Origin of the sequence: Microcystis sp. LE18-22.4A, from assembly GCF_027531105.1 — a bacterium.
GTDB classification, from domain to species: domain Bacteria; phylum Cyanobacteriota; class Cyanobacteriia; order Cyanobacteriales; family Microcystaceae; genus Microcystis; species Microcystis aeruginosa.
On sequence record NZ_JAPZRB010000572.1, the window covers coordinates 1 to 20,713 of the forward strand.

At 43.0% G+C, this 20,713-nt stretch carries 14 protein-coding genes and 1 pseudogene; 6 read left to right on the plus strand and 9 right to left on the minus strand.

Features of this window, described 5'->3' with window-relative positions:
• Positions 1-151: 151 nt before the first annotated feature.
• Positions 152-1,056, minus strand: a pseudogene (locus O9295_RS24625) (RNA-guided endonuclease InsQ/TnpB family protein); the annotation flags it as partial.
• A 392-nt stretch (positions 1,057-1,448) separates the two neighbouring features.
• Here O9295_RS24625 and O9295_RS24630 point away from each other — a divergent pair.
• A complete protein-coding gene (locus O9295_RS24630) occupies positions 1,449-2,528 on the plus strand; it encodes a PIN/TRAM domain-containing protein (protein ID WP_288035938.1) in 1,080 nt (359 codons plus the stop codon).
• 337 nt (positions 2,529-2,865) lie between these two features.
• Here O9295_RS24630 and O9295_RS24635 read toward each other — a convergent pair whose 3' ends face one another.
• Entirely contained in the window at positions 2,866-3,144 is a 279-nt protein-coding gene (locus tag O9295_RS24635) for a hypothetical protein (RefSeq protein WP_043995783.1), read from the minus strand.
• Between the two features lie 364 nt (positions 3,145-3,508).
• On the opposite strand from O9295_RS24635, the gene trmFO reads away from it, so the two are divergent.
• The 3 genes from trmFO (at position 3,509) to O9295_RS24650 (ending at position 8,035) form a co-directional block, all read left to right on the plus strand.
• The gene (gene trmFO, locus O9295_RS24640; protein ID WP_288035939.1) at positions 3,509-4,846 is read left to right on the plus strand and encodes an FADH(2)-oxidizing methylenetetrahydrofolate--tRNA-(uracil(54)-C(5))-methyltransferase TrmFO; all 1,338 of its coding nucleotides are present in this window, start codon (positions 3,509-3,511) and stop codon (positions 4,844-4,846) included.
• A gap of 60 nt (positions 4,847-4,906) precedes the next feature.
• Positions 4,907-5,404: a 2TM domain-containing protein gene (locus tag O9295_RS24645; RefSeq protein WP_012265371.1), complete on the plus strand. Its 498-nt coding sequence runs from the start codon at positions 4,907-4,909 to the stop codon at positions 5,402-5,404.
• 114 nt (positions 5,405-5,518) lie between these two features.
• Complete coding sequence (locus tag O9295_RS24650) at positions 5,519-8,035, plus strand: pentapeptide repeat-containing protein (protein ID WP_288035940.1); 2,517 nt, start codon at positions 5,519-5,521, stop codon at positions 8,033-8,035.
• A 373-nt stretch (positions 8,036-8,408) separates the two neighbouring features.
• Here O9295_RS24650 and mutS read toward each other — a convergent pair whose 3' ends face one another.
• The 7 genes from mutS to O9295_RS24685 form a co-directional block, all read right to left on the minus strand.
• Positions 8,409-11,057, minus strand: coding sequence for a DNA mismatch repair protein MutS (mutS, locus tag O9295_RS24655; RefSeq protein WP_288035941.1), 2,649 nt, complete (start codon positions 11,055-11,057; stop codon positions 8,409-8,411).
• 195 nt (positions 11,058-11,252) lie between these two features.
• A complete protein-coding gene (apcB, locus tag O9295_RS24660; RefSeq protein WP_502846523.1) occupies positions 11,253-11,762 on the minus strand; it encodes an allophycocyanin subunit beta in 510 nt (169 codons plus the stop codon).
• 182 nt (positions 11,763-11,944) lie between these two features.
• Complete coding sequence (proB, locus tag O9295_RS24665) at positions 11,945-13,084, minus strand: glutamate 5-kinase (protein ID WP_288035943.1); 1,140 nt, start codon at positions 13,082-13,084, stop codon at positions 11,945-11,947.
• 216 nt (positions 13,085-13,300) lie between these two features.
• A complete protein-coding gene (gene recJ / locus O9295_RS24670) occupies positions 13,301-15,265 on the minus strand; it encodes a single-stranded-DNA-specific exonuclease RecJ (RefSeq protein WP_288035944.1) in 1,965 nt (654 codons plus the stop codon).
• 288 nt (positions 15,266-15,553) lie between these two features.
• Complete coding sequence (locus tag O9295_RS24675; RefSeq protein ID WP_288035945.1) at positions 15,554-16,195, minus strand: hypothetical protein; 642 nt, start codon at positions 16,193-16,195, stop codon at positions 15,554-15,556.
• The gene (locus tag O9295_RS24680) at positions 16,192-16,653 is read right to left on the minus strand and encodes a hypothetical protein (RefSeq protein WP_288035946.1); all 462 of its coding nucleotides are present in this window, start codon (positions 16,651-16,653) and stop codon (positions 16,192-16,194) included. The genes O9295_RS24675 and O9295_RS24680 overlap by 4 nt, the downstream gene beginning before the upstream one ends.
• Before the next feature lie 74 nt (positions 16,654-16,727).
• Positions 16,728-18,737: a histidine kinase dimerization/phospho-acceptor domain-containing protein gene (locus O9295_RS24685; protein ID WP_288035947.1), complete on the minus strand. Its 2,010-nt coding sequence runs from the start codon at positions 18,735-18,737 to the stop codon at positions 16,728-16,730.
• 190 nt (positions 18,738-18,927) lie between these two features.
• Here O9295_RS24685 and psb32 point away from each other — a divergent pair, with 190 nt between their 5' ends.
• Entirely contained in the window at positions 18,928-19,611 is a 684-nt protein-coding gene (gene psb32 / locus O9295_RS24690; protein WP_288035949.1) for a photosystem II repair protein Psb32, read from the plus strand.
• Between the two features lie 232 nt (positions 19,612-19,843).
• A complete protein-coding gene (locus O9295_RS24695) occupies positions 19,844-20,443 on the plus strand; it encodes a hypothetical protein (protein ID WP_002798874.1) in 600 nt (199 codons plus the stop codon).
• Positions 20,444-20,713: the final 270 nt, after the last annotated feature.

Below are 20,713 nucleotides of genomic sequence, written 5' to 3' on the forward strand. Positions count from 1 at the left end.
TACCAGATATGGGAGTGATCAGGGGTAAATTCAGGGACTTTTTCCCTGAAAATTAGGTAATTGACCCCCTCAAAATCGGTAAAACCCCACACCCCACACCCTACACCCTACACCCTGCCCCTAGGAAAAACTTTTTCAGCAAACCCTAAATACGTCTTAGTTTATCAGACTTTGCTGATAGCATATCTCGAAAAGAACGCCAGCCTAAGTCTGATATAGCACGGGATAGTTGACGATTTTTAAACATTGCCGATGTGTTTAAATCCTCTAAAACTATCGTTTGATTTTCACGAAAATTCGAGTGGATAGTTTCTGCAAGAAATCAGTGCGAGTGTCTTTAATCTTTGCGTGGATTTTAGCCACTCGTTTTCTTGTTTTTTCCCGTCGTTTACTTCCTTTCTGTTTTCTAGAAAGGTTTCTCTGTGCTTTTTTAAGCCGTTTTAGTCGTTTCTTTAACGGTTTTGGTGCGCTTATCTTTTCCCCTGTTGAGAGAGTAGCAAAAGTAGCAATCCCTAGATCAATTCCTACTGACTCCCCATTGTTAGGAAGTGTTTCAGGTTGAATCTCAACCACAAAACTAAGAAAGTATCGATCTGCTGCGTCTTTAATCACGGTGACTCTAGAAGGTTTAGAGGGTAATGGACGGCTCCAAATGACTTTTAAATCACCGATTTTTGCTAAAGTAACGTGGTGTTGATTGACGGTGAAGCCATTATCGGTAAATCTTGCTGATTGTTTAGATTTACGTTTTTTAAATTTAGGAGGTTTGACTTTCTTCCCTTTTCTTTCTCCTTGACAAGATGCAAAAAAGTTAGAATAGGCTGTCTCTAAATCTCTCAAATACTGTTGTAAAAGAATAGAAGAAACCTCAGTTAAACAGTTTTTTTCTGTTGTCTTTTTAATCTGAGTTAGTCTCTTAGATAACTCAGTATATTGAGGCTTTTTCTCTCCTTGTCGATAGAGTTATTGGCAGTGAGCTAAGGTATTGTTCCAGACAACACGCACACACCCGAACAATTGAGACAAAAGCCTCTTTTGTTGGTTTGTTGGGTAAATGCGTTATTGATACCTTGCTTTCATTGGGTTAAAATGAGTGGGTCTGCACTCTATAATCAGTGAGCAGTGAGCAGTAAACAGTAATCAGTGAGCAGTAAACAGTAAACAGTAAACAGTAAACAGTAAACAGTAAAAAGACAGTAGGAAAATTCTATTTAATACGGCACACTTAAAAACTCACATCTGATAACTGATAACTTACCCACTGATAACTGATAACTGATAACTGATAACTGAGAGGTGCGCCATTGGAAGTTCTCAAGTGCTATATTAGGGATCAAGAAAAGCCGTCCCAATAAGGACGGGGTTTTAAACCCAAATTTTCGATAATAGCATTCATACTCATTATTTTTCTACCATCATTCCCCCCTATCCTCTCTGGTATTATCCCTATGCTTGATGCAGTCATAATTTTACTATTCGTCTTCGCTATTGCCAGTATTGGCTATAGTGGTGTGGACTTGCTGCCGGTTACTGTCCAGTCGCAAATCAGCAATATTGAAGCTTTACGCTGGTTATCGGCGGGTTTTGCCTCAATTATTGGTTTAGCCCTTGGTTTAGTTGCCCAAACTACCTATCGTCGTCTAGAAACCCAAGTACGGCAAACTCCGATCGAAGTTATTTTAACCCGTTCGGTCGGTCTAGTTATCGGTTTGTTGATTGCTAATCTGATCTTAGCTCCGATTTTCTTCCTACCGATTCCCAGAGAATTCTCGTTTATTAAGCCGATAATCGCTATTTTAGGCAGTATTATGTTTTCCTATCTGGGGGTTAGTTTAGCTGATACCCACGGTCGCACTTTTTTGCGTCTGATTAACCCCAATAGTATGGAATCAATTTTAGTGGCAGAAGGAACCCTGCAAGCGGCCGCCACCAAAGTTGTTGACACCAGTTGTATTATCGATGGTCGTATCGAACAATTGTTAGACACGGGATTTATCGAAGGACAGATTCTCATTCCCCAATTTATCCTTCAGGAATTACAACAGTTAGCGGATGGCAGTAACGACCAAAAACGAGTCAGAGGAAGACGAGGACTAGATATCTTAAACCGGATGCAGCAAGAATTCCCCGATCGCATTGTCATTCATCCCGCCGATTATGAGGATATTAGCACCGTAGATGCTAAATTAGTCCATCTTGCCCAAGAAATTAACGCCACCTTGCTCACTAACGATTATAATCTCAGTAAAGTGGCCAATCTGCAAAAAGTCACCATCTTGAATGTCAACGATCTCGCCCAAGCAGTACGTCCGATCTACTTGCCCGGGGATACTTTGGACCTAAAAATTCTCAAAGCAGGAAAAGAACCCACCCAAGGCATCGGTTATCTAGAAGATGGCACGATGGTAGTGGTAGAAGAAGGAAAAGATTATCTGGGGGGAGAATTGCGGGTAGTGGTGACATCTGCACTGCAAACCTCGGCCGGACGGATGATTTTTGCTAAACCCCAAAATTCCCTGATTGCCTAAAGGGAAAAAAAACCAAAAAAGCCTCAAATACAGGGCCAGAGGGGATTGTATTTGAGGCTTTTCATTTTGTAAGGGAAGTTAAGTCACCAATCGAACTATCTAGGGTTTGCTAAAAAAGTTTTTCCTGGTGGCAGGGTGTGGGGTGTAGGGTGTGGGGTGTGGGGTTTTACCCATTTTCAGGTGGTCAATTACCTAATTTTCAGGGAAAAAGTCCAGGAATTTTCCCCCCAATCACTCCAAAGGTCGGCACTTTTTGAGGGAAAAAAAGTCTAAAAACCTTGTTGGACAAGGTTTTTAGATTTATTCAGCAAACCCTATCTAGCCAATTGATACCTAATTAAGCTGGTTTATTGATTACAGCCATGGACTGACGAGCAAAACCGAAATAACTATCCCAGAATTGTTTCTGACTATCGAGGGCAACTTTGGTGGCGGTTTCTTGGGCGGTTAGGTAGGATTTCACCCATTCTTGTTGATATTCGAGGGATTTCACCAAAGTTTCCGGAAACTCAAACACTGGTGTAGTCGTGGGAACACCATTACCCCAAGCGGACAGAAGCAGTTTCTGCCATTCGGCTAGGTATTTTTGGTATTCTTCAAGATAATTGGTGTTCATAGAAGTCAAACCGCTAACTAGCCCATCTGGACGGAGATGGTGAGAAAGTGGGGCGGTGTTGCCACCTTCTCGAAAGCAAAAACCGTGCCGAGATAAAATATAATATTCTATCCCTTCCTTAATATTATAACCTGAGTTTGCGACCAGCCCCAATCTTCATGCGATCGCCGTCAGCCCAGCCTATTTTTTTGGTGACTCGGAACTAAGTAGGTGGGTGGAATTAAATATAAGATGAACGTAGGTTGGGTTGAAGCATGAAACCCAATGCCCGATTATGTTACGCTACCGCTAACCCATCCTACAAATAATTTTGCCTCCTTACTTAACGCTAAAATAGTCCTACTCTAGCCATTTTCTCCCAACTATGATCGATCGCCCTATTCATGTAATTGGTGGAGGATTAGCGGGGACTGAGGCGGCGTGGCAGATAGCCCAAGCAGGTATTCCCGTGATCCTGTACGAAATGCGCCCAATTCGCTCTAGTCCCGCCCACCATAGCCAATTTTTAGCCGAATTAGTCTGTAGTAACTCCTTTGGTGCCATGGCGGTGGATCGCGCTACTGGGTTACTCCATGAAGAATTACGACGCTTAAATTCTCTAGTTATTGCCCAGGCCGATCAGCACAGTGTCCCCGCAGGAGGGGCTTTAGCGGTCGATCGAGGGGTCTTTAGTCGAAATTTGACGGAAATCTTGGCTAACCACCCTCTAGTCACCTTAAAACGTCAGGAGATCACGGAAATTCCCCGGGATGGGATCGTCGTTTTAACCACCGGACCGTTAACCAGTGCTGCTTTGGCCGCAGATCTGCAAAATTTTGCCGGCCTGGACTATCTGAGCTTTTTTGATGCCGCTAGTCCGATTATTCTAGGGGAATCGATCGATCGATCGATCGCTTTTCTGGCCTCCCGTTACGATAAAGGTGAGGCCGCCTATCTCAATTGTCCCATGGATCGGGAACAATACCTGCATTTCTGGCAAGAGTTAAAACAGGCAGAACAAGCAGAATTAAAGGATTTTGAGCGAGAAAATGCCAAATTTTTCGAGGCTTGTCTGCCGATCGAAGAATTAGCCAGTCGGGGAGAGGATACCATGCGTTTTGGTCCCCTGAAACCAGTGGGATTAGCGGATACCAGATATCCGGATCAACGTCCCTACGCAGTTATACAGTTGCGAATGGAAGATAAAGCGGGGCAATTGTGGAATATGGTGGGATTTCAAACTAATTTAAAATGGGGTGAACAAACACGGGTTTTCCGTCTGATTCCGGGGTTAGAAAAGGCCGAATTTGTCCGCATGGGGGTGATGCACAAAAACACCTTTATCAATTCTCCCCAGTTATTATCCTCCAGTCTCCAGTTTAAATCGCGACCGACGCTATTAGCGGCAGGACAGTTAATCGGCACGGAAGGCTATACGGCTGCGGCTGCTGGGGGATGGTTAGCGGGAACTAATGCCGCTCGTTTAGCTTTAGGATTAGAAACGGTGACATTGCCAACCACAACGATGATGGGGTCATTATTTGAGTTTATCAGCAGTGCCGAACCGAAACATTTTCAACCGATGCCGCCAAATTTTGGCATTTTGCCGAATTTTACCAGAAAAATCCGCAATAAACGGGAACGTTACGGTCAATATGCCGATCGCTCTTTGCAGGATTTAGAAGCATGGATGAATCAGTTAAAAACTCCCTGTCTCGTCTAACTGTCAATCGCTAATCGATCGCCCATAATAGAGAAGGAACCTATTTCTTTCTCTATCGCTATGCCAAACCCCGATTTTTTCCCTCCCCAATCCTACAGTCAAGAGGATGTGCAGGAAATTCTCTATTTGGCTATCTCCCGTCAAGGGGATAAGGGAGAAATTACCCGTCAACAGTTGTTAGAAATTGCCGACGATTTAGCTATTGAAGTTAAAGACTTAGAAGCGGCGGAAAAGGACTGGCAAGAGTCAAAAATGGTCAGTTATAAACGGCAAGAATTCGATCGCTTTCGTCGCGAGGAACTAAAAAATAAAACCGTTCGCTATCTGATTATCAATAGTTTTTTTATTATCATTAATTTAATTAGTGCGGGAACAATTTCTTGGGCAATTTATCTGCTTTTGCTGATGGGTTTACCTCTTTCTCTCTCGGCTTGGAAAACTTTTCAAAATCAAGGAATTGCCTACGAAGAAGCATTTAAACGCTGGAAAATTAAGGAGGAAATGAAAGAGTCTTTTACCAATCTTTGGACACAAGTTAAAAAGTTTTTACAGTTTTAATTAACAAAAAATAACACTGCCAATACCAAAAAGAAGATTCAATACAGTGTTGTTCCTGCCAACTTAAGTGTAATATAATAATATTAATCCTACATGAATTGATCGCTTTGTTCTATGTCCGAATCAGCTGCTGGAATTTCTGTTTCCAAACCCCAAAATATCTGGAAACGACAAGTTAAAGTCAATCCGAGAAGTCTCTTTAGTACCCTGGGAAAAGCCGCTCTTAACGGGGCATTTTTGCAGTGGGATGATCTGGCCGAAAATGGAGTAGAAGTTTTAGATGCTCTTGGTTTAAGTCGGACTCCGGGGGAATTAGCGGGTTTATTAATAATTCGATCGCTAATGAAAGCGATGAAAGGATTACTTAAAAGTAATGCTGATTTACTGCCCCAAGCAGTCGAAAAGCTGCCTTTAAAAGAACTTTACACTGAGATTACCGACTCTTTACAAGAGCAGGAATTAATTCTCGATCGAGATTTTTTTGAGCATCCCGAAAGATTACCTATAGTCGCACCAATCCAAGCAGCTTTTTTACGGTGGTTAACAACAAATAATTTAATCACTAATTCCCAGGAAGCACAGAGCCTAAGTAACCGTTTACCAGCTTATTTTGTCTCAGCGTTGCAGGAACAATGGAAAGATAAACGAGATGAATACAGTCTGCTTTTAGATGAAATCGACACTCCTTTTAACAATGCTTGGAAACGAGAAAGAGGCTGGTTACATTATCGAGCTTGGTTGCAAAAACAGATCGATGAACCTATTTTTTGGGAAGCCTTTAGTTTAAAGCAAATTTATGTACCTCTACGGGGATTTTATGAAGAAGAAGAAATAAAAGCCACCCCAGACATAGATTACCATCGAGAGCCATCATTTAAACGCATTGTTATCAAACTCCAAGAGCAGTTAGAAACATGGTTAGAAGCGGCAAAATCCGATGATGCTATCCGTTTATTGACCGGTGGACCGGGTAGTGGAAAATCGTCCTTTTGTAAAGTATTTGCTGCCCAACAAGCTCGCTTAGAAAAACAAGTTTTATATATTCCCTTGCATCGCTTGAGTTTCTCCACAGATTTAGTAACAGCAGTTAAAACTTTTGTTCAACATGACGGTTTTTTACCAGAAAATCCCCTAGAACCGAGCGATCAAGATTTACAATTACTAATTATCTTTGATGGCTTAGATGAGCTATCTATGCAGGGAAAAATCGCCCAAGAAGTCGCCCAAAATTTTATTAATGAAGTACGAGAAAAAGTCCATCATTTTAATCAAAATAAAACCCGTTTACAAGTGTTGATTAGTGGGCGTGATGTGGTGGTACAACCCAATAAAAATAATTTTAAAAAACCTCAGCAAATTATCACTATTTTACCCTATTGGGTTGGTAACAGCGATAATTTTAGCGATGTCGATAACTTATTAAAAGTCGATCAACGTCATCAATGGTGGCAACAGTATGGGCAAGCTAAAGGTAAAAACTATGCACAATTACCGCCAGAATTATCGGGGAAAAATTTACAAGAAATTACCGCTCAACCGCTATTAAATTATCTTATTGCTCTCACTTTTGAACGAGGCGAGGTTCAATTTTCCCAAGAAACTAACCTCAATAATATTTATGAAAATTTGCTCAAGGCAGTCTATGAGCGAGGTTATGAAAAAAATAGTCGAGGCCACCGGGCTATAGAAGGGATTAAAAAAGAAGATTTTGTGCTAATTTTAATGGAAATTGCCCTTTCCTGTTGGCATGGTAACGGTAGAACCACCACAGTGAGAGAGATTGAAGAACATTGTGAAAATAATGGCTTAAAAAATCTCCTAAAAAATTTCCAAGATAGTTTTCAAAGTGATTCCCAAGGGAGTATTACCCGTCTTTTAACAGCCTTTTATTTTCGAGAAAGTGGCGATTTACGAGGCAGCGAAAAAACTTTTGAATTTACCCATAAAAGTTTTGGTGAATATTTAACTGCCCGCAGAATTGTTAACCGAGTTAAGCAAATTCATAAGCAATTACAAGACAGTGAAAATGATTATGAAAATGACTACGATCCCAGAAAAGCTTTAATCGCCTGGGCGACTTTATGCGGACCGACGGCAATAGATGAATATCTTTTTCGTTTTATTGTCAATCAAATGCAATTACAGTCCCCAGATGAAGTGAAACAGTGGCAGAAAACTCTGGGTCATTTAATTAAATATCTTTTGCTCAAAGGAATGCCGATGGAGGATTTAAAAAACTGCCCCAATTTTCAGGAGGAAATGCGACAGGCACGCAATGCCGAGGAAGCTTTATTAGCGGTATTTAATGCCTGTGGGCGAGTCACCAAAGAAATTTTTCCCATTCAATGGCCTTCTCCTGAAGCTTTCGGCAATTGGTTAGCCCGTCTTCAGGGACAAAGAATAGATAATAAGCCTATGTTTGTGTTAGATTGCCTCAGTTTTCTTGATTTACAAAACTGTCTGTTGATACATCGAGATCTTGGCAGGGCAAATCTTGAAAGGGCTAATCTTGCAGGGGCTAATCTTGAAGGGGCTAATCTTGAAAGGGCAAATCTTGAAGGGGCTAATTTTATAGATGCTAACGTCAAAAGGACGATTCTCGATACGGAAGTTAAAACCGAGTTTCAGTGAATACAATCACCTCATCCACCCTAAGAAGGTAGTACCCAAGAAATCGCGCGGGTTGGATTCCACTTTACCTTACATTTCGACAGGCTCAATGTAAAGGTTATGATGTTTATGTGTTTAGGGGCTAAAGGAGAAAAATCATGGTACATTGGTCACTAACTGGATCATCATAAATAGATCAACGGTTACGGAGCTATTGAAGATAAGTAGCTGGTTATAATTAAATTAAACATGAATTTTAGGTTCGATCCCCCCTGCCCCCCTTGATAAGGGGGGTGCCGATAGGCGGGGGGATCTACCCTTGATAAGGGGGGTGCCGATAGGCGGGGGGATCTACCCTTGATAAGGGGGGTGTCTGATAATTTTTAACACATACCTACTTACTGTCATCAAAAATATCTAGCTGCTGCAGAGATGGGGGATTATCCGACTTAACTGGTTTAATTTTCTTAATTCCTTGACGCAAACCGATCGCAATTTTACTATGTTTTTCGATTTGACCCATCACCTGCATGGCACGATCGATCACAGAAGTTGGTAAACCGGCTAATCTTCCCGCTTCGATACCATAGGATTTATCCGCACCTCCCGGTCGTACTTGGTGCAAAAATACTATCTCATGGGGTAATTCCTTGACCGTTACCTGATAATTGGCTACATTCTCTAAAATTGAAGCTAATTCGTTTAGTTCGTGGTAGTGAGTGGCGAAAATCGTCCGCGATTGCAGTACCGTGGCTAAATACTCCGCTACAGACCAAGCTATGGATAAACCGTCAAAGGTGGCTGTCCCCCGGCCAATTTCGTCTAATAATACTAATGATCTGTCTGTGGCGTGATTGAGAATATTGGCAGTTTCGTTCATTTCCACCATAAAGGTGGATTGGCCGGTAGCGAGGTCATCCACAGCCCCCACCCGGGTGAAAATGCGATCGCAGATGGAGATTTTGGCCGACTTTGCCGGGACAAAACTACCAGTTTGGGCCAACAATTGAATTAATCCCACCTGTCGCAGATAACAACTTTTGCCACTAGCATTGGGACCGGTGAGAATAATCAAGTCGGGGTATTCCAAACCTTCCTGATTGCCCAAATTAATCGAATTCGGCACAAAAAAGCCAGCCCCAAGGGATTGTTCCACCACGGGATGACGACCATCTTTAATATCGATAAGACGACCATCGGCGATTTCTGGGCGACAATATCCCTGATAAACGGCGATTTCTGCCAATGCTGCCAACACATCCAAAGCGGCGACTTTTGTGGCCACTTCCCGGATTTCTGGGGAAAATTCGGCTACTTGACGGCGTAAATCGCTAAAAATCTCGTATTCTAACTTATTTAATTCATCTACTGCCGTCAGAATTATATTTTCTTTCTCCTTTAACTCGGTGGTGATATAACGTTCCTCATTGACTAAAGTTTGCTTACGCACATAATCTTTTGGGGCGAAATCAGCTTTACTGCGGGGTAAACTGATATAATAACCGAAAGTTTTGTTATAATTAACCTTAAGGTTACTAATACCCGTTCTTTCTTTTTCTGTCGTCTCCAGATTCTTAAACCAATCGATTACTTCCTGATAGTCGCGCCGCAGGGCATCCAATTGGGCATCAATTCCCTCGCGAATCACCCCCCCTTCCTTCAGATGCAGCGGGGGAGATTCCACCAGATGCGCTATCACCTGCTGGCCTAATTTTTCTAAATCGGCGGGAATTTGCTGTAAAGCTTTCAAATAGGGCGAATTTCCCGAAGCAACCAAAGCCGCTAAATCGGCTAATTTGACTAAAGATGCCGCTAGGGAAAGTAAATCGCGGGCGTTAGCCGTTCCTGCGCCAACACGACCGCTTAAACGTTCTATATCGTATATTTCCCTTAATTTTTGCCGAATATCTTGGCGCAGGGCGGGATTATCCTTTAACTCTTGGATAGTATCTTGACGGGCGCGAATACCGCGAGAATCTAAGAGAGGTTGCAGTAACCAACGACGTAAGGCCCGACTACCCATGGCCGTACAAGTACGATCGATCGCCCATAATAGAGAACCATAGAAGCTACCATCGCGCACCGTTTGGGTAATTTCAAGGTTACGACGGGTTTGCCCATCTAAAATCAAAAATTCGGAGATAGAGTAGGTTTTTAAAGGTTGTAGGGGGACTTGATTGGCTTTTTGGGTATCTTCAATGTATTCTAATAGGCCCCCAGCTGCGCGAATGGCGAGGGGTAAATGTTCGCAGCCCATACCCTCTAGGGAACGCATTTTATAGGTGATTAGGAGACGATTTTTCGCCTCTGTGAGAGTAAAGATAGTTTGGGGACGGAGAGAATAACAAAAACTATCGGGTAAACAGGGGGGGAGATGGTCGGATTTTTCCCCGGGGCGCAAAATACGGTTTAAATCGGGGGCATTGATGGGAAAAAGGATTTCCGAGGGCTGTAAACGGCTTAATTCTAGGCTTAAAGCCGTTAAATCGCTGGCTTGGGTGGTGTAGAATTCTCCGGTGGAGATATCTGAATATGCTAATCCCCAATTTTCTCCGGTGATCACCACAGCGGCCAGAAAATTATTCTTTTTTGCGTTTAACATTCCCTCATCGGTGAGGGTTCCGGGGGTGAGCAGCTTGGTGATAGCGCGTTCTACGAGTCGTTTTTCGGCGGCTGCTTCCGTTGAATCCTCTACTTGGTCACAAATCGCCACTGCATAGCCTTTTTCCACCAATAAACGACTATAGCGCTCTAGGGCGTGGTGGGGAACCCCGGTCATGGCGACTCTCCCAATCCCTTTACCCCCTTCCTTGCTGGTGAGAACTAATTCTAATTCTCTGGAGATAATCACCGCATCCTGAAAGAAACACTCGAAAAAATCGCCCACACGATAGAGTAAAAGAGCATTGGGATAGGTTTCTTTTACCTCCACATAATGCTGGTACATGGGGGTGAGTTTACTGCGATCGAGTCCGCGATAATCACGATGGGGATCTTTATTGGTAGCCGGTGGTTCTAGGGGAAAATCCGAGGGGAGAGTCATGGGTCAAAGAAAGCTGGACAATGTTTTAATCAACTGTTCCCCACCCCTTGGCTGAGTGGGAAGTTTCTGACGCTTCTTCGTCGATGGCGGTTGCCTCAGACTTCCGCACTAGGAGAACCACTTCATGGTTCCCCTTGCTGCATCTTCCCCACTCCCCTAGGCTGAGAGTGGGGACTGACGCAGGTTCGTTCAATATTAGATAGACACTTCGCTTAATTCGCGAGTGAGATGATCAAAGGGTTGAGCGATTAAAGAGGTGTCGGTAATACCCGCCTCAGTAGCCATGGTTTGAATCATTTCGCTCATGATTTGGATACCGCGCACCGTCGGACCGATGGGAACCCCGAGGGAATTATAGGTTTCCCGCAGTCCTTGCAGTACCCGCTCATCTAGAACATTAGTATCAGCAGCTACTAGGGCATAACTGGCATAGCGGAGATAGTAATCCATATCCCGCAGACAGGCAGAATAACGACGGGTGGTGTAGGCATTACCCCCGGCGCGGATCAATTCGGGAACTTCTTCAAATAGACGAATCGCCGCCCCACGCACGAGCGCCGCCGAATTAGCGTTAATGAGGGCGGCGGCAGCTAGACGGGCAGTTCCCGAGGCAAAATATTGTTTAAGATTATCGATCGCATCTCGATCGAGATAACGTCCGGTGACATCGTATTTTCTAATCAGGCTAGTTACCGCGTCTCGCATTATTAAGTTTCTCCCAACAGCAATAAAGACATTTTTGAGTTTCGCTTTATTTATAATCTCACAGGGTTGAACTTCGGGGGACATCCCTAGTCTAACTCTCTTGCTTGTCTAACAATTTGTTGTTTTTTTGAGACATTTCTTTACATTTAAGGCATTGGCTGGACCGCCTCTGGGTGGCGGAATTATCCCTTATTAGTCGAGGTAGTGGACGAGGCACTCAAAATGACGAGATTATCCCGATGAATGATGGTTTCTGCGGCCATATAACCTAATAAACTGGCAATACGCTCGGAATGTTGACCTTTCACTCGATCGATCTCCTCACTACTATAATTAACAATTCCCCTGGCCAATTCCCGGCCTTCTTGATCGCACAATTGCACCGATTCCGAGGCGCTAAATTCCCCTGCCACTTTGGTAATCCCGGCCGCAAGGAGAGATTTTCCCCCCTGACAAATGGCTTGAATCGCCCCAGCATCGAGATAGATTTTACCCATGGGCATTAGTCCGTAGGCGATCCAGCGTTTGCGGGCGTTATCACTGCGTTTTTGGGCCTCAAAACGGGTTCCGATCGCCTCTCCTGCCATAATTTTTAAGATATTACCGGGCTGTCGTCCCCTAGTAATCGCCATTTCTACCCCGGCGCTGGTGGCAATCCGGGCCGCCGCCAATTTAGTCGCCATACCCCCGGTCCCCCACTGACTGCCACTACTACCGGCATCGATCGATAGTTGCGCTAATTCCGCGGGACTAACTCGGGCAATAGCCGCCGCTTCGGGAAATAGCCGCGGATCGGCACTGTAGAGGCGATCCACATCGGTGAGGATAAATAACCAGTCAGCCTCGATTAAACTGGCTACAAGGGCTGATAAAGTGTCATTATCGCCGAATTTTAACTCATCGATCGCCACCGTATCATTTTCGTTGACAATGGCAATCACCCCTAATTCAAACAAAGCCTGAAAGGTATTATAGGCGTTGACATAACAGGTGCGTTCCATCAATTCGGGACGGGTCAGCAAAATTTGGGCGATCGGTTGACCAAGACTGGTAAAGAGGTCATCATAGATCCGCATCAGACGACCTTGACCGACGGCGGCGATCGCTTGTTTGAGGGCGATTTTTTTCGGTCTTTCCTGTATTCCCAGACGACGGCAGCCCACCCCCACGGCCCCGGAAGATACTAATACCACCCGATGACCGGCAGCGCGCAACCGGGTGAGGACTTCCACTAAAGCGGCGATCGTGGAGAGGGATAATTGGCCGGTTTCATTATCGGTCAAACTGGAAGTACCGATTTTGATCACTATGGTTTGGTTCATCGTCAAGGGGTGTGGGGTGTAGGGTGTGGGGTGTGGGGTGTAGGGTGTAGGGTGTGGGGTGTGGGGTGTAGGGTGTAGGGTGTGGGGTGTGGGGTGTGGGGTGTAGGGTGTAGGGTGTGGGGTGTGGGGTGTGGGGTGTGGGGAGAAACAATTCATAACTTGAGAGTTAATCACACTATTAAAAACGGATTTGGTATTAGATTTATTCAGCCAGCGCTAGATAGCCAAAGCTTTGATGGCAACTTTAATTAAAGTATAAAAACGGGGTTCAGTCACGTTGACTTCTCTAGCTTGTTGCCGATTTTTGCCTAATAAACCAATTCGCTGCCCTTTCTGCACGACTAAAATATCGCCCTGTTCATTTTTGATGCGAATCTCGTTTAAATCACCCCAAAAACTACATTGATACATTTTTTCGGCGTGCATAAAAATTGCTTTTTTAATACTATCATTTTCTTGGGGTAATCGCACTCCCACTAATTCAATTTCTATGGTTTTATTACCATTCCAAGTATTTTCTTTGAGTTTATAGGCAATATCTAAACGCGTTGGTAAAGGACAATATTCGCCCCAACGCCAAGCTAGGGCTTTAATTCTGGTATTATCGCTTTGAGCCAGCAATAATTTTAAATGATTTTTTCCGATAGTTTTCTGTTCCACTACTCGCACGTTAGGAGTCCAAAAAACGGGTAATTCATTGCCAATTCCCCAGGGTTGCAAACTATCAATTTGTTGAAAAAGTTGCAGGGTGATTTGTTTAAAGTCGAGGATAGTATCAATTTTAATTAAAGGTTTTAATTGTTCTATTTGTAAAATTTTGTGAGAAAATTGACTTAATCTTTGTTTGAATGCTAGTAAATTAGCTGTGGGTAAACTAAAACCTCCCGCCATTTTATGACCGCCAAATTTTCCTAGTAAATCTTGGCAAAATTGCAGGGCTTCAAAAACGTGAAATTCTTCAATTCCTCTGGCAGAACCGCGAATTTTACCTGGATCTTCTTCCTCGTAAGTACCGATAAAAACCGGCACTCCGTAGCGTTCCACTAAACGGGAGGCCACAATACCAATCACCCCATGATGCCAATCTTTTTCGACTAAGACTAAAACTCGATCTTGTTGCCAAAGAATCGGCGTTTCTTCCACTAATTTAATCGCTTCTTCTTCAATTTTTTCGCACAATTCTTGACGAGTACGATTAATTTGTTCGCACTGCATCGCTCTTTCTAAGGCAATTCCCGCCTCATCGGTGGTTAATAATTCAATAACTATCTGGGGATCACCAATTCTGCCAATTGCATTAATTCTCGGTCCCAATTTAAAGCCAATATCATCCGGTTGTAATTGCTTTTGTTCCTCGCTAATTCCCGCTATTTGCATCAGGGATTGAATCCCGACTAATTGAGATTTGGGTAATTTTCTTAAACCCCGTTTTAACCAGCGACGATTTACCCCAATTAATGGAGCTAAATCTGCTATAGTGCCTAGGGTAAATAATGCTAATAATGACTCGGTTAATCCCTGTAATTTACCCATTTTTTGGGCAGTTGTCACCGCTAAAATGTAGGCGACTCCCACCCCCGCTAATCCCTGATAGGGAGAGTTAGGGGTTAATAATTTTGGGTTGAGAATAGCGGAGGCATTTGGTAAAATTGGCGGCAGATCGTGATGATCGGTGATAATAACTTTTAATCCTAATTCTATCGCTAGGGCGATCGGTTCGTGAGCGGAAATGCCATTATCAACGGTGAGAATTAATCCGACTCCCGACTCGGCAAATTCTTCGACAATGCGCTGATTAATTCCGTATCCCTCTTTCATGCGACTGGGTATGGCATGATTTACCCTAGCACCGAGATGTCTCAAGGCTCTTAATAGTAGAGATGTACTGGTCATGCCATCGGCATCGTAGTCCCCACAGATAGCAATTTTATCGCCCCTAGCGATCGCTTTTACTAATAAATTGACACTTTTTTCTAAGTCGGGAAATTCCCCCAGGGGAGAGGGTAAGGTATCCGCTTCAGGATCAATATAAGTTTTAGCTAATTCGGGGGTATCAATACCGCGATTAATTAAGATAGTTGCTAATAAGGATGATAATCCCATTTCTCGCGCTAACCCCGCAATTTTTTCGGGATTAGTCGCGGCAATATACCAGCGTTGGATGGGATATTTGTAGGTCATTTTGTATCAGGAGTCAGGAGTCAGGAGTCAGGAGTCAGGAGTCAGGAGAGTTGCCTTCAGCAATTATCAGTGACTCTTAGACTGGTACAAATATATAAACAAATGCGTCTAAACATTTCACCGAAAAACTAATGCACAGGAGCTTCGGGGGGTAGAACCTCCCAAAAGTCTGAATTATAAGACAAAAAACCCAGAAAGCACAGTTTTTAAAAAAAGATTATCAGGGAATCCCAACTGAGTAGATTCACAAATGGGAGATGTACCCAGCGTAACGCACCAAAAATAAGGTTAAAAGCGGATTTGGATGGCCCCAGCAGGAGGTTGAAAGGGGAGATTATTATTATTAATTCTCAGGGGAGAACTGGGTATTACCTGCACATTTGGGGTGGTGGGTTGACTTTCGTTGGTACTTAGTAAAGTCAATTGATTAATACTAGGATTAATCGCAAATTGTTGGGTGATAACTCCCGACGGACAACAGGAAGGATCCCGGGGGAGAAATCTTCTCATGTTGACGTTGATCATACCATCTTTGGCACTCAGATTATCGACAATTACTCGATCGGCTAACAGGACAGTATCGGTGTTAGTGGCAGTACCGTTATTATCAATCACTAGGGCTAAATAATGTAATTGCTGTTGATCTCTGGTAATCACTCTTAACACGACAATACCATCATTCCTTTGATCATTATTATAGTCCCCCATCAAAGCTTCTCGACTGACTTGCACTCCTAAAATCTGTCCCTCATTGGATTGAAAAATACCATCGCTGACAATTACGGAACCCCGATTGGGAATGTTATAGACGGTATTCCTTAAATTATCCACGCTCAGGGGTGTAGATTGGGCAAGTAAGGGCAGAGAATTGTTTAATAGTAAACTGATACCTAGGAGGATAGATTGAGGCAAAATTGCTAATTTAATCATGGTTGTAATGGGTTGGGTATATTTTCTTGAGTATCGAATAACTGCACGTTATTGATGGTACAAACCATCCCCTGTTGTGCTGCTAATTTATCTCGCCATTGGCTTAATTGTTGTTGACCATTACTACCATTTAACCAGTAAACTGTCAAGAGGCCGAGGGTTTGTTCTGGTTCACAGGAAAAGCCGAGAGTTTTATCGGGTATGTCGGTATTTTCCTCACGACATTGCCAACCTTGTTTTTCAATTAATTCTTTCCAACCTTTCTCTTCTTTAGCAGCCACGGCAATGCGTTGATCTCCTTGGGTACAAAGCCAATTTTTCTGCTGGGTGGGATCATTGAGGAGATCACCAAGATTGGGGGAATTTTGCTTAATTGGGGGCAGCGAGGGGACTTGAGCTTGAACAGAAAAAATCGGTAGTATTAACCAAGTACCGATGAGCATTTTTAACAGTTTCATCCTTTAAAATTGTCATATTTAGGGATTTATGCCTTTAGAATATCACGTTTTTGAGATCTAGATAAAATACTCTCTTAAGATATGTTTAAATCTCTAATGATGGTTTCGATCGCATCAAAGGAAAATTCTCCGGCTAACTGTTGTAAACCTTGGGCAAGGGTAGCATAATCGGGGGGAATTTCTGCGGTTAGGGCGATAATTTTTTCATCATCACATTCTCGCGCCGCTTGTTGCAATTGTCTAATCCAGACGGGACTGATTAATTTTAATAGGGATTGCAGGGAATCGAGGAAAACTGGCGAATAATTGGGCTGATTTGGCTCATTATCGGCATAAATATATTTTAATCCTAAATATTCGCTCATTTTTTGCCAAATAACTTCCTCTCGGAAGGGTTTACGCACGAAATCATCACAACCTGCGGCAATAACCAAGGCGCGATCCTCTTCAAAAGCACTGGCAGTTAGGGCAATTATCACCGTTTTTCCGCAATTATAAGCCTCTAACTGCCGAATTTCCCTAGTTGCTTCGTAACCGTCCTTCACCGGCATTCTCATATCCATCCAGATAAGATGAGGTTGCCATGCTTGCCAAATTGCGATCGCCTCTTGACCATTAGCGGCCTCTTGCACGGATAATCCTAGGGTAGCCAGGAGTTTCAGCAACAGCAAACGGCTTTCCGGTCGATCATCGACGACTAATATGCGATATTTAGGCTGATTTTCCTCTAAAGCGATTACTTTTGCCCTATTGGTTTCGGTTTTAATCTCATTTTCCCCCACCAAACCCACCTGAATATCAAAACTAAAAATACTTCCTTGACCCAGAATACTACTAACTCCGATCGCACCTCCCATCAACTCAACAAATTTTTTACTGATAGGTAAACCCAATCCTGTCCCCTGTTGGGATTTTCGTCCCGTTTCCGTTTGGTTAAAGGGTTGAAATAGCTTATAAATCTCCTCTGGAGCGATTCCTAGTCCTGTATCTTCAATTTCCCAGAGCAATCGCTGATAATCTTCTCTTTTCTCCCCTAATTTTCCCCGGAGAGTTACCCCTCCCGACTCGGTAAACTTCAATCCGTTACCCAAGAGATTGATTAACACCTGTCGCAATTTGCTTTCATCAGTATAAATATACTGAGGAAGCTCGGAGCTGCGATCAAAAATTAAGCTTAAAGCTTTTGTCTGCGCTTGTGGACGGAGCATTTCGGCAATATTATCTAAAAGAGCGTATAAATCGAAATTACTAGGGTTAAAAACCGTTCTTCCTGCTTCTATCTTCGACATTTCTAGAATATCGTTGATTAACTCTAATAAATGTTCTCCGCTACGATTGACAATTTCCAAATATTGCCGATATTCACTGCTGATGCTGCTATCCCGGGATATTAAGCGAGTAAAACCCAAGATAGCATTAAGAGGAGTGCGTAATTCGTGGCTCATGTTAGCTAGAAACTCACTTTTAGCTTTATTTGCCTTAACTGCCGCTTCTTTAGCCTCTTTTAATTCTTTTTCCGCTTCATATCTACTTTCTGCGATCGCAATTAATTCTCCCACCAACCGCACAAAGGTGACATCTTCCTTTGTCCATTGCTTTTCTGCACTTGCATCCAATCCCAGATAACCCACCGTTACCCCACAACTATCCCACATGGGAACGATTAAGAGACAGGGAGTAGAACTATTAGCGAGAATAGCTCTTTCAGGGATAGCAGTAGCGGGTAAATCGTCTAAAGAGTTCAGTTTAACTGGAATACCGTTTAATAATTGTTCAGAAAACCAGGGAAAGGTTTCCGTTGAGAGATTTTGTGATTCTTCCCGAATCGGGATAACCTGCGGATAGTCGGGGTGACAGTATTCATAAACCATACTCCACTGCTGACGACAGGTGGAATATTGAATAATGTAACAGTGAGCGCTCTGGGTAAATTGACAGAGCAGTTCTAGGGTATGATCGATCGCCAAGTGGATATCTTGAGAAATTAGTAATCTTGTCACCCGTGAGAGCAAATTATCGCGATAGGCCTGCATTTCTAGGGCTTTTTCCCGTTTTTTAGACTCTAGTTCCTCAAAATCACTCATAATCAGTTATCAGTTATCAGTTATCAGTTAAAAGGGTTTGGGTGTTGGGGTTTTAGGGTTTGAGGGTATTAGTTGAATTTCCCCATCACCCCACTTCCCCACTTCCCCATCACCCCGTCTCCCGTCTCCCTAATCAAAAAACAGTAAACTTTTCCCCTATTATGTTCTATAGGAATTTTACCGAATCAATATGCTCAAATTATTAGCTTCTCTCCTTCTCTCCTGCTGTATAGCCTTGGGTGTTTCCCTGTCACCGGCTGCTGCCATGGGAGTCTATGACCTCCCTATTTTAAGCCCCGGAGCGCCCACTTATGTAGTCGATCCCGTTGCGGCCATTAGTGCTGCTAACGAAGGAAAATTAAATAAAGATCTGAAAAACCTCGCCGAAAAAACCGGCCAGGAAGTGAGAATGGTGGTAGTCCGGCGCTTGGATTACGGTCAAAAAATTGACAATTTAGCCGATGATATCCTGAGAGAATGGTATCCTAACTCCGAAGATCGTGCCAATCAAACTATCATCGTCCTTGATACTTTAACCAATAAAACTGCTATGCGGGTTGGGGAGGAAGCAAAACCCCTATTAACCGATGCTATTGCTGATAGTATCCTCTCGGAAACTATGGCAGTTCCCCTCAAAGATGGGGGAAAATATAATCAAGCTTTACTCGATGCTAGTCGTCGTCTAACGGCGGTACTTTCTGGAGAAGCGGATCCCGGACCGCCGGAAGTAGCGACAATTAATATCGAAAGTACCTTTACTACCGCAGAAGAAACTGACGATAAAAGCGCCACGATTTGGGTGATAGTTTTACTGGTTTTAGCCACAGTAATCCCCATGGTTACCTATTTTTGGTACGCTGGTTTTGGTCGCTAAATTAAATTAATGATCTGGGACTGATACAGCTAAAATATTCCCACAGATAGCTCAATTCTCAGCCTGTATGAGCAAGATGAAGTAACTTCTAAGTGGGTGGGTGGAATTAAATATAAGATGAACGTAGGTTGGGTTGAAGCATGAAACCCAACGCCCTACAAATAATTGTGCCTACCTACTTAGTAGATTTTAGTTGTGTCAGTTCACCCCATTTGCTTAACCTTAATAACTAATGTCTAGACTGGTAAATAAATTACAATCCTATTATCGAGAGGAGGAAGGAACTTACTTAATTGAAATTAAACTTAATCAGTTACAGCAAGTCTTTAATTCTCTCGATCCTTCGCCATTTTTAGATAGAGATTTAGACGATAACGCCGAAAACTATATTATTAACTCTGTGGATGAATTCCCCCTAAATACCCCCCTTAAATTAGTCTTTTATCTTCCCAGTAACGAACAGAATACCGCCCGACATTTGTTACCCTCAGCTTTACATAATTATTTTGACTATCGCCAACAGGGAGAACAAAGAAAATTACGCACAATTTGGCGACAGGGACGCATATCTTTGCTAATTGGTCTCTCCTTTCTTTTTGTTTGTTTGAGTCTCAGCGAATTAATTAGTCGTTTTGGCACCGATACATTTATTCACTTCTTAGAAGAAGGATTATTAATTAGTGGTTGGGTGGCCCTCTGGCGACCTTTAGAAATTTTTCTTTACGAATGGTGGCCCGTCAGTCATCAACAAAAGATTTTTGCTAAACTGGCCTACATCCCCATTGAAATCCGTCTATTAGAGGAACCATCCACCCCAGACTCTTTTCGATAGCTCTAATCCTGCCGATGGCTTGTGTTCAAAGTTACAAAGCTTTTATTTGAAGCAGTTTACAATAAAAAAAATCCGTACAAAGCTTATCGGTTTTCAGCTTGGCTATTACTTTATTCTCAAACTTTTAACTAAGTAGGGTTTGCTGAATAAATATAAAAACCTTGTTGGATAAGGCTTTTAGACTTTTTTTCCCTGAAAAAGTGCCTACCATTGGAGTGATTGGGGGGAAAATTTAGGGATTTTTTCCCTGAAAATTAGGTAATTGACCAC

Excerpts from the sequence above, each read along its gene's own strand:
- O9295_RS24630 (WP_288035938.1), top strand. The coding sequence starts at position 1,449 with ATGCTTGATGCAGTCATAATTTTACTATTCGTCTTCGCTATTGCCAGT.
- O9295_RS24635 (WP_043995783.1), bottom strand. The coding sequence starts at position 3,144 with ATGAACACCAATTATCTTGAAGAATACCAAAAATACCTAGCCGAATGG.
- trmFO (WP_288035939.1), top strand. The coding sequence starts at position 3,509 with ATGATCGATCGCCCTATTCATGTAATTGGTGGAGGATTAGCGGGGACT.
- O9295_RS24645 (WP_012265371.1), top strand. The coding sequence starts at position 4,907 with ATGCCAAACCCCGATTTTTTCCCTCCCCAATCCTACAGTCAAGAGGAT.
- O9295_RS24650 (WP_288035940.1), top strand. The coding sequence starts at position 5,519 with ATGTCCGAATCAGCTGCTGGAATTTCTGTTTCCAAACCCCAAAATATC.
- mutS (WP_288035941.1), bottom strand. The coding sequence starts at position 11,057 with ATGACTCTCCCCTCGGATTTTCCCCTAGAACCACCGGCTACCAATAAA.
- apcB (WP_502846523.1), bottom strand. The coding sequence starts at position 11,762 with ATGCGAGACGCGGTAACTAGCCTGATTAGAAAATACGATGTCACCGGA.
- proB (WP_288035943.1), bottom strand. The coding sequence starts at position 13,084 with ATGAACCAAACCATAGTGATCAAAATCGGTACTTCCAGTTTGACCGAT.
- recJ (WP_288035944.1), bottom strand. The coding sequence starts at position 15,265 with ATGACCTACAAATATCCCATCCAACGCTGGTATATTGCCGCGACTAAT.
- O9295_RS24675 (WP_288035945.1), bottom strand. The coding sequence starts at position 16,195 with ATGATTAAATTAGCAATTTTGCCTCAATCTATCCTCCTAGGTATCAGT.
- O9295_RS24680 (WP_288035946.1), bottom strand. The coding sequence starts at position 16,653 with ATGAAACTGTTAAAAATGCTCATCGGTACTTGGTTAATACTACCGATT.
- O9295_RS24685 (WP_288035947.1), bottom strand. The coding sequence starts at position 18,737 with ATGAGTGATTTTGAGGAACTAGAGTCTAAAAAACGGGAAAAAGCCCTA.
- psb32 (WP_288035949.1), top strand. The coding sequence starts at position 18,928 with ATGCTCAAATTATTAGCTTCTCTCCTTCTCTCCTGCTGTATAGCCTTG.
- O9295_RS24695 (WP_002798874.1), top strand. The coding sequence starts at position 19,844 with ATGTCTAGACTGGTAAATAAATTACAATCCTATTATCGAGAGGAGGAA.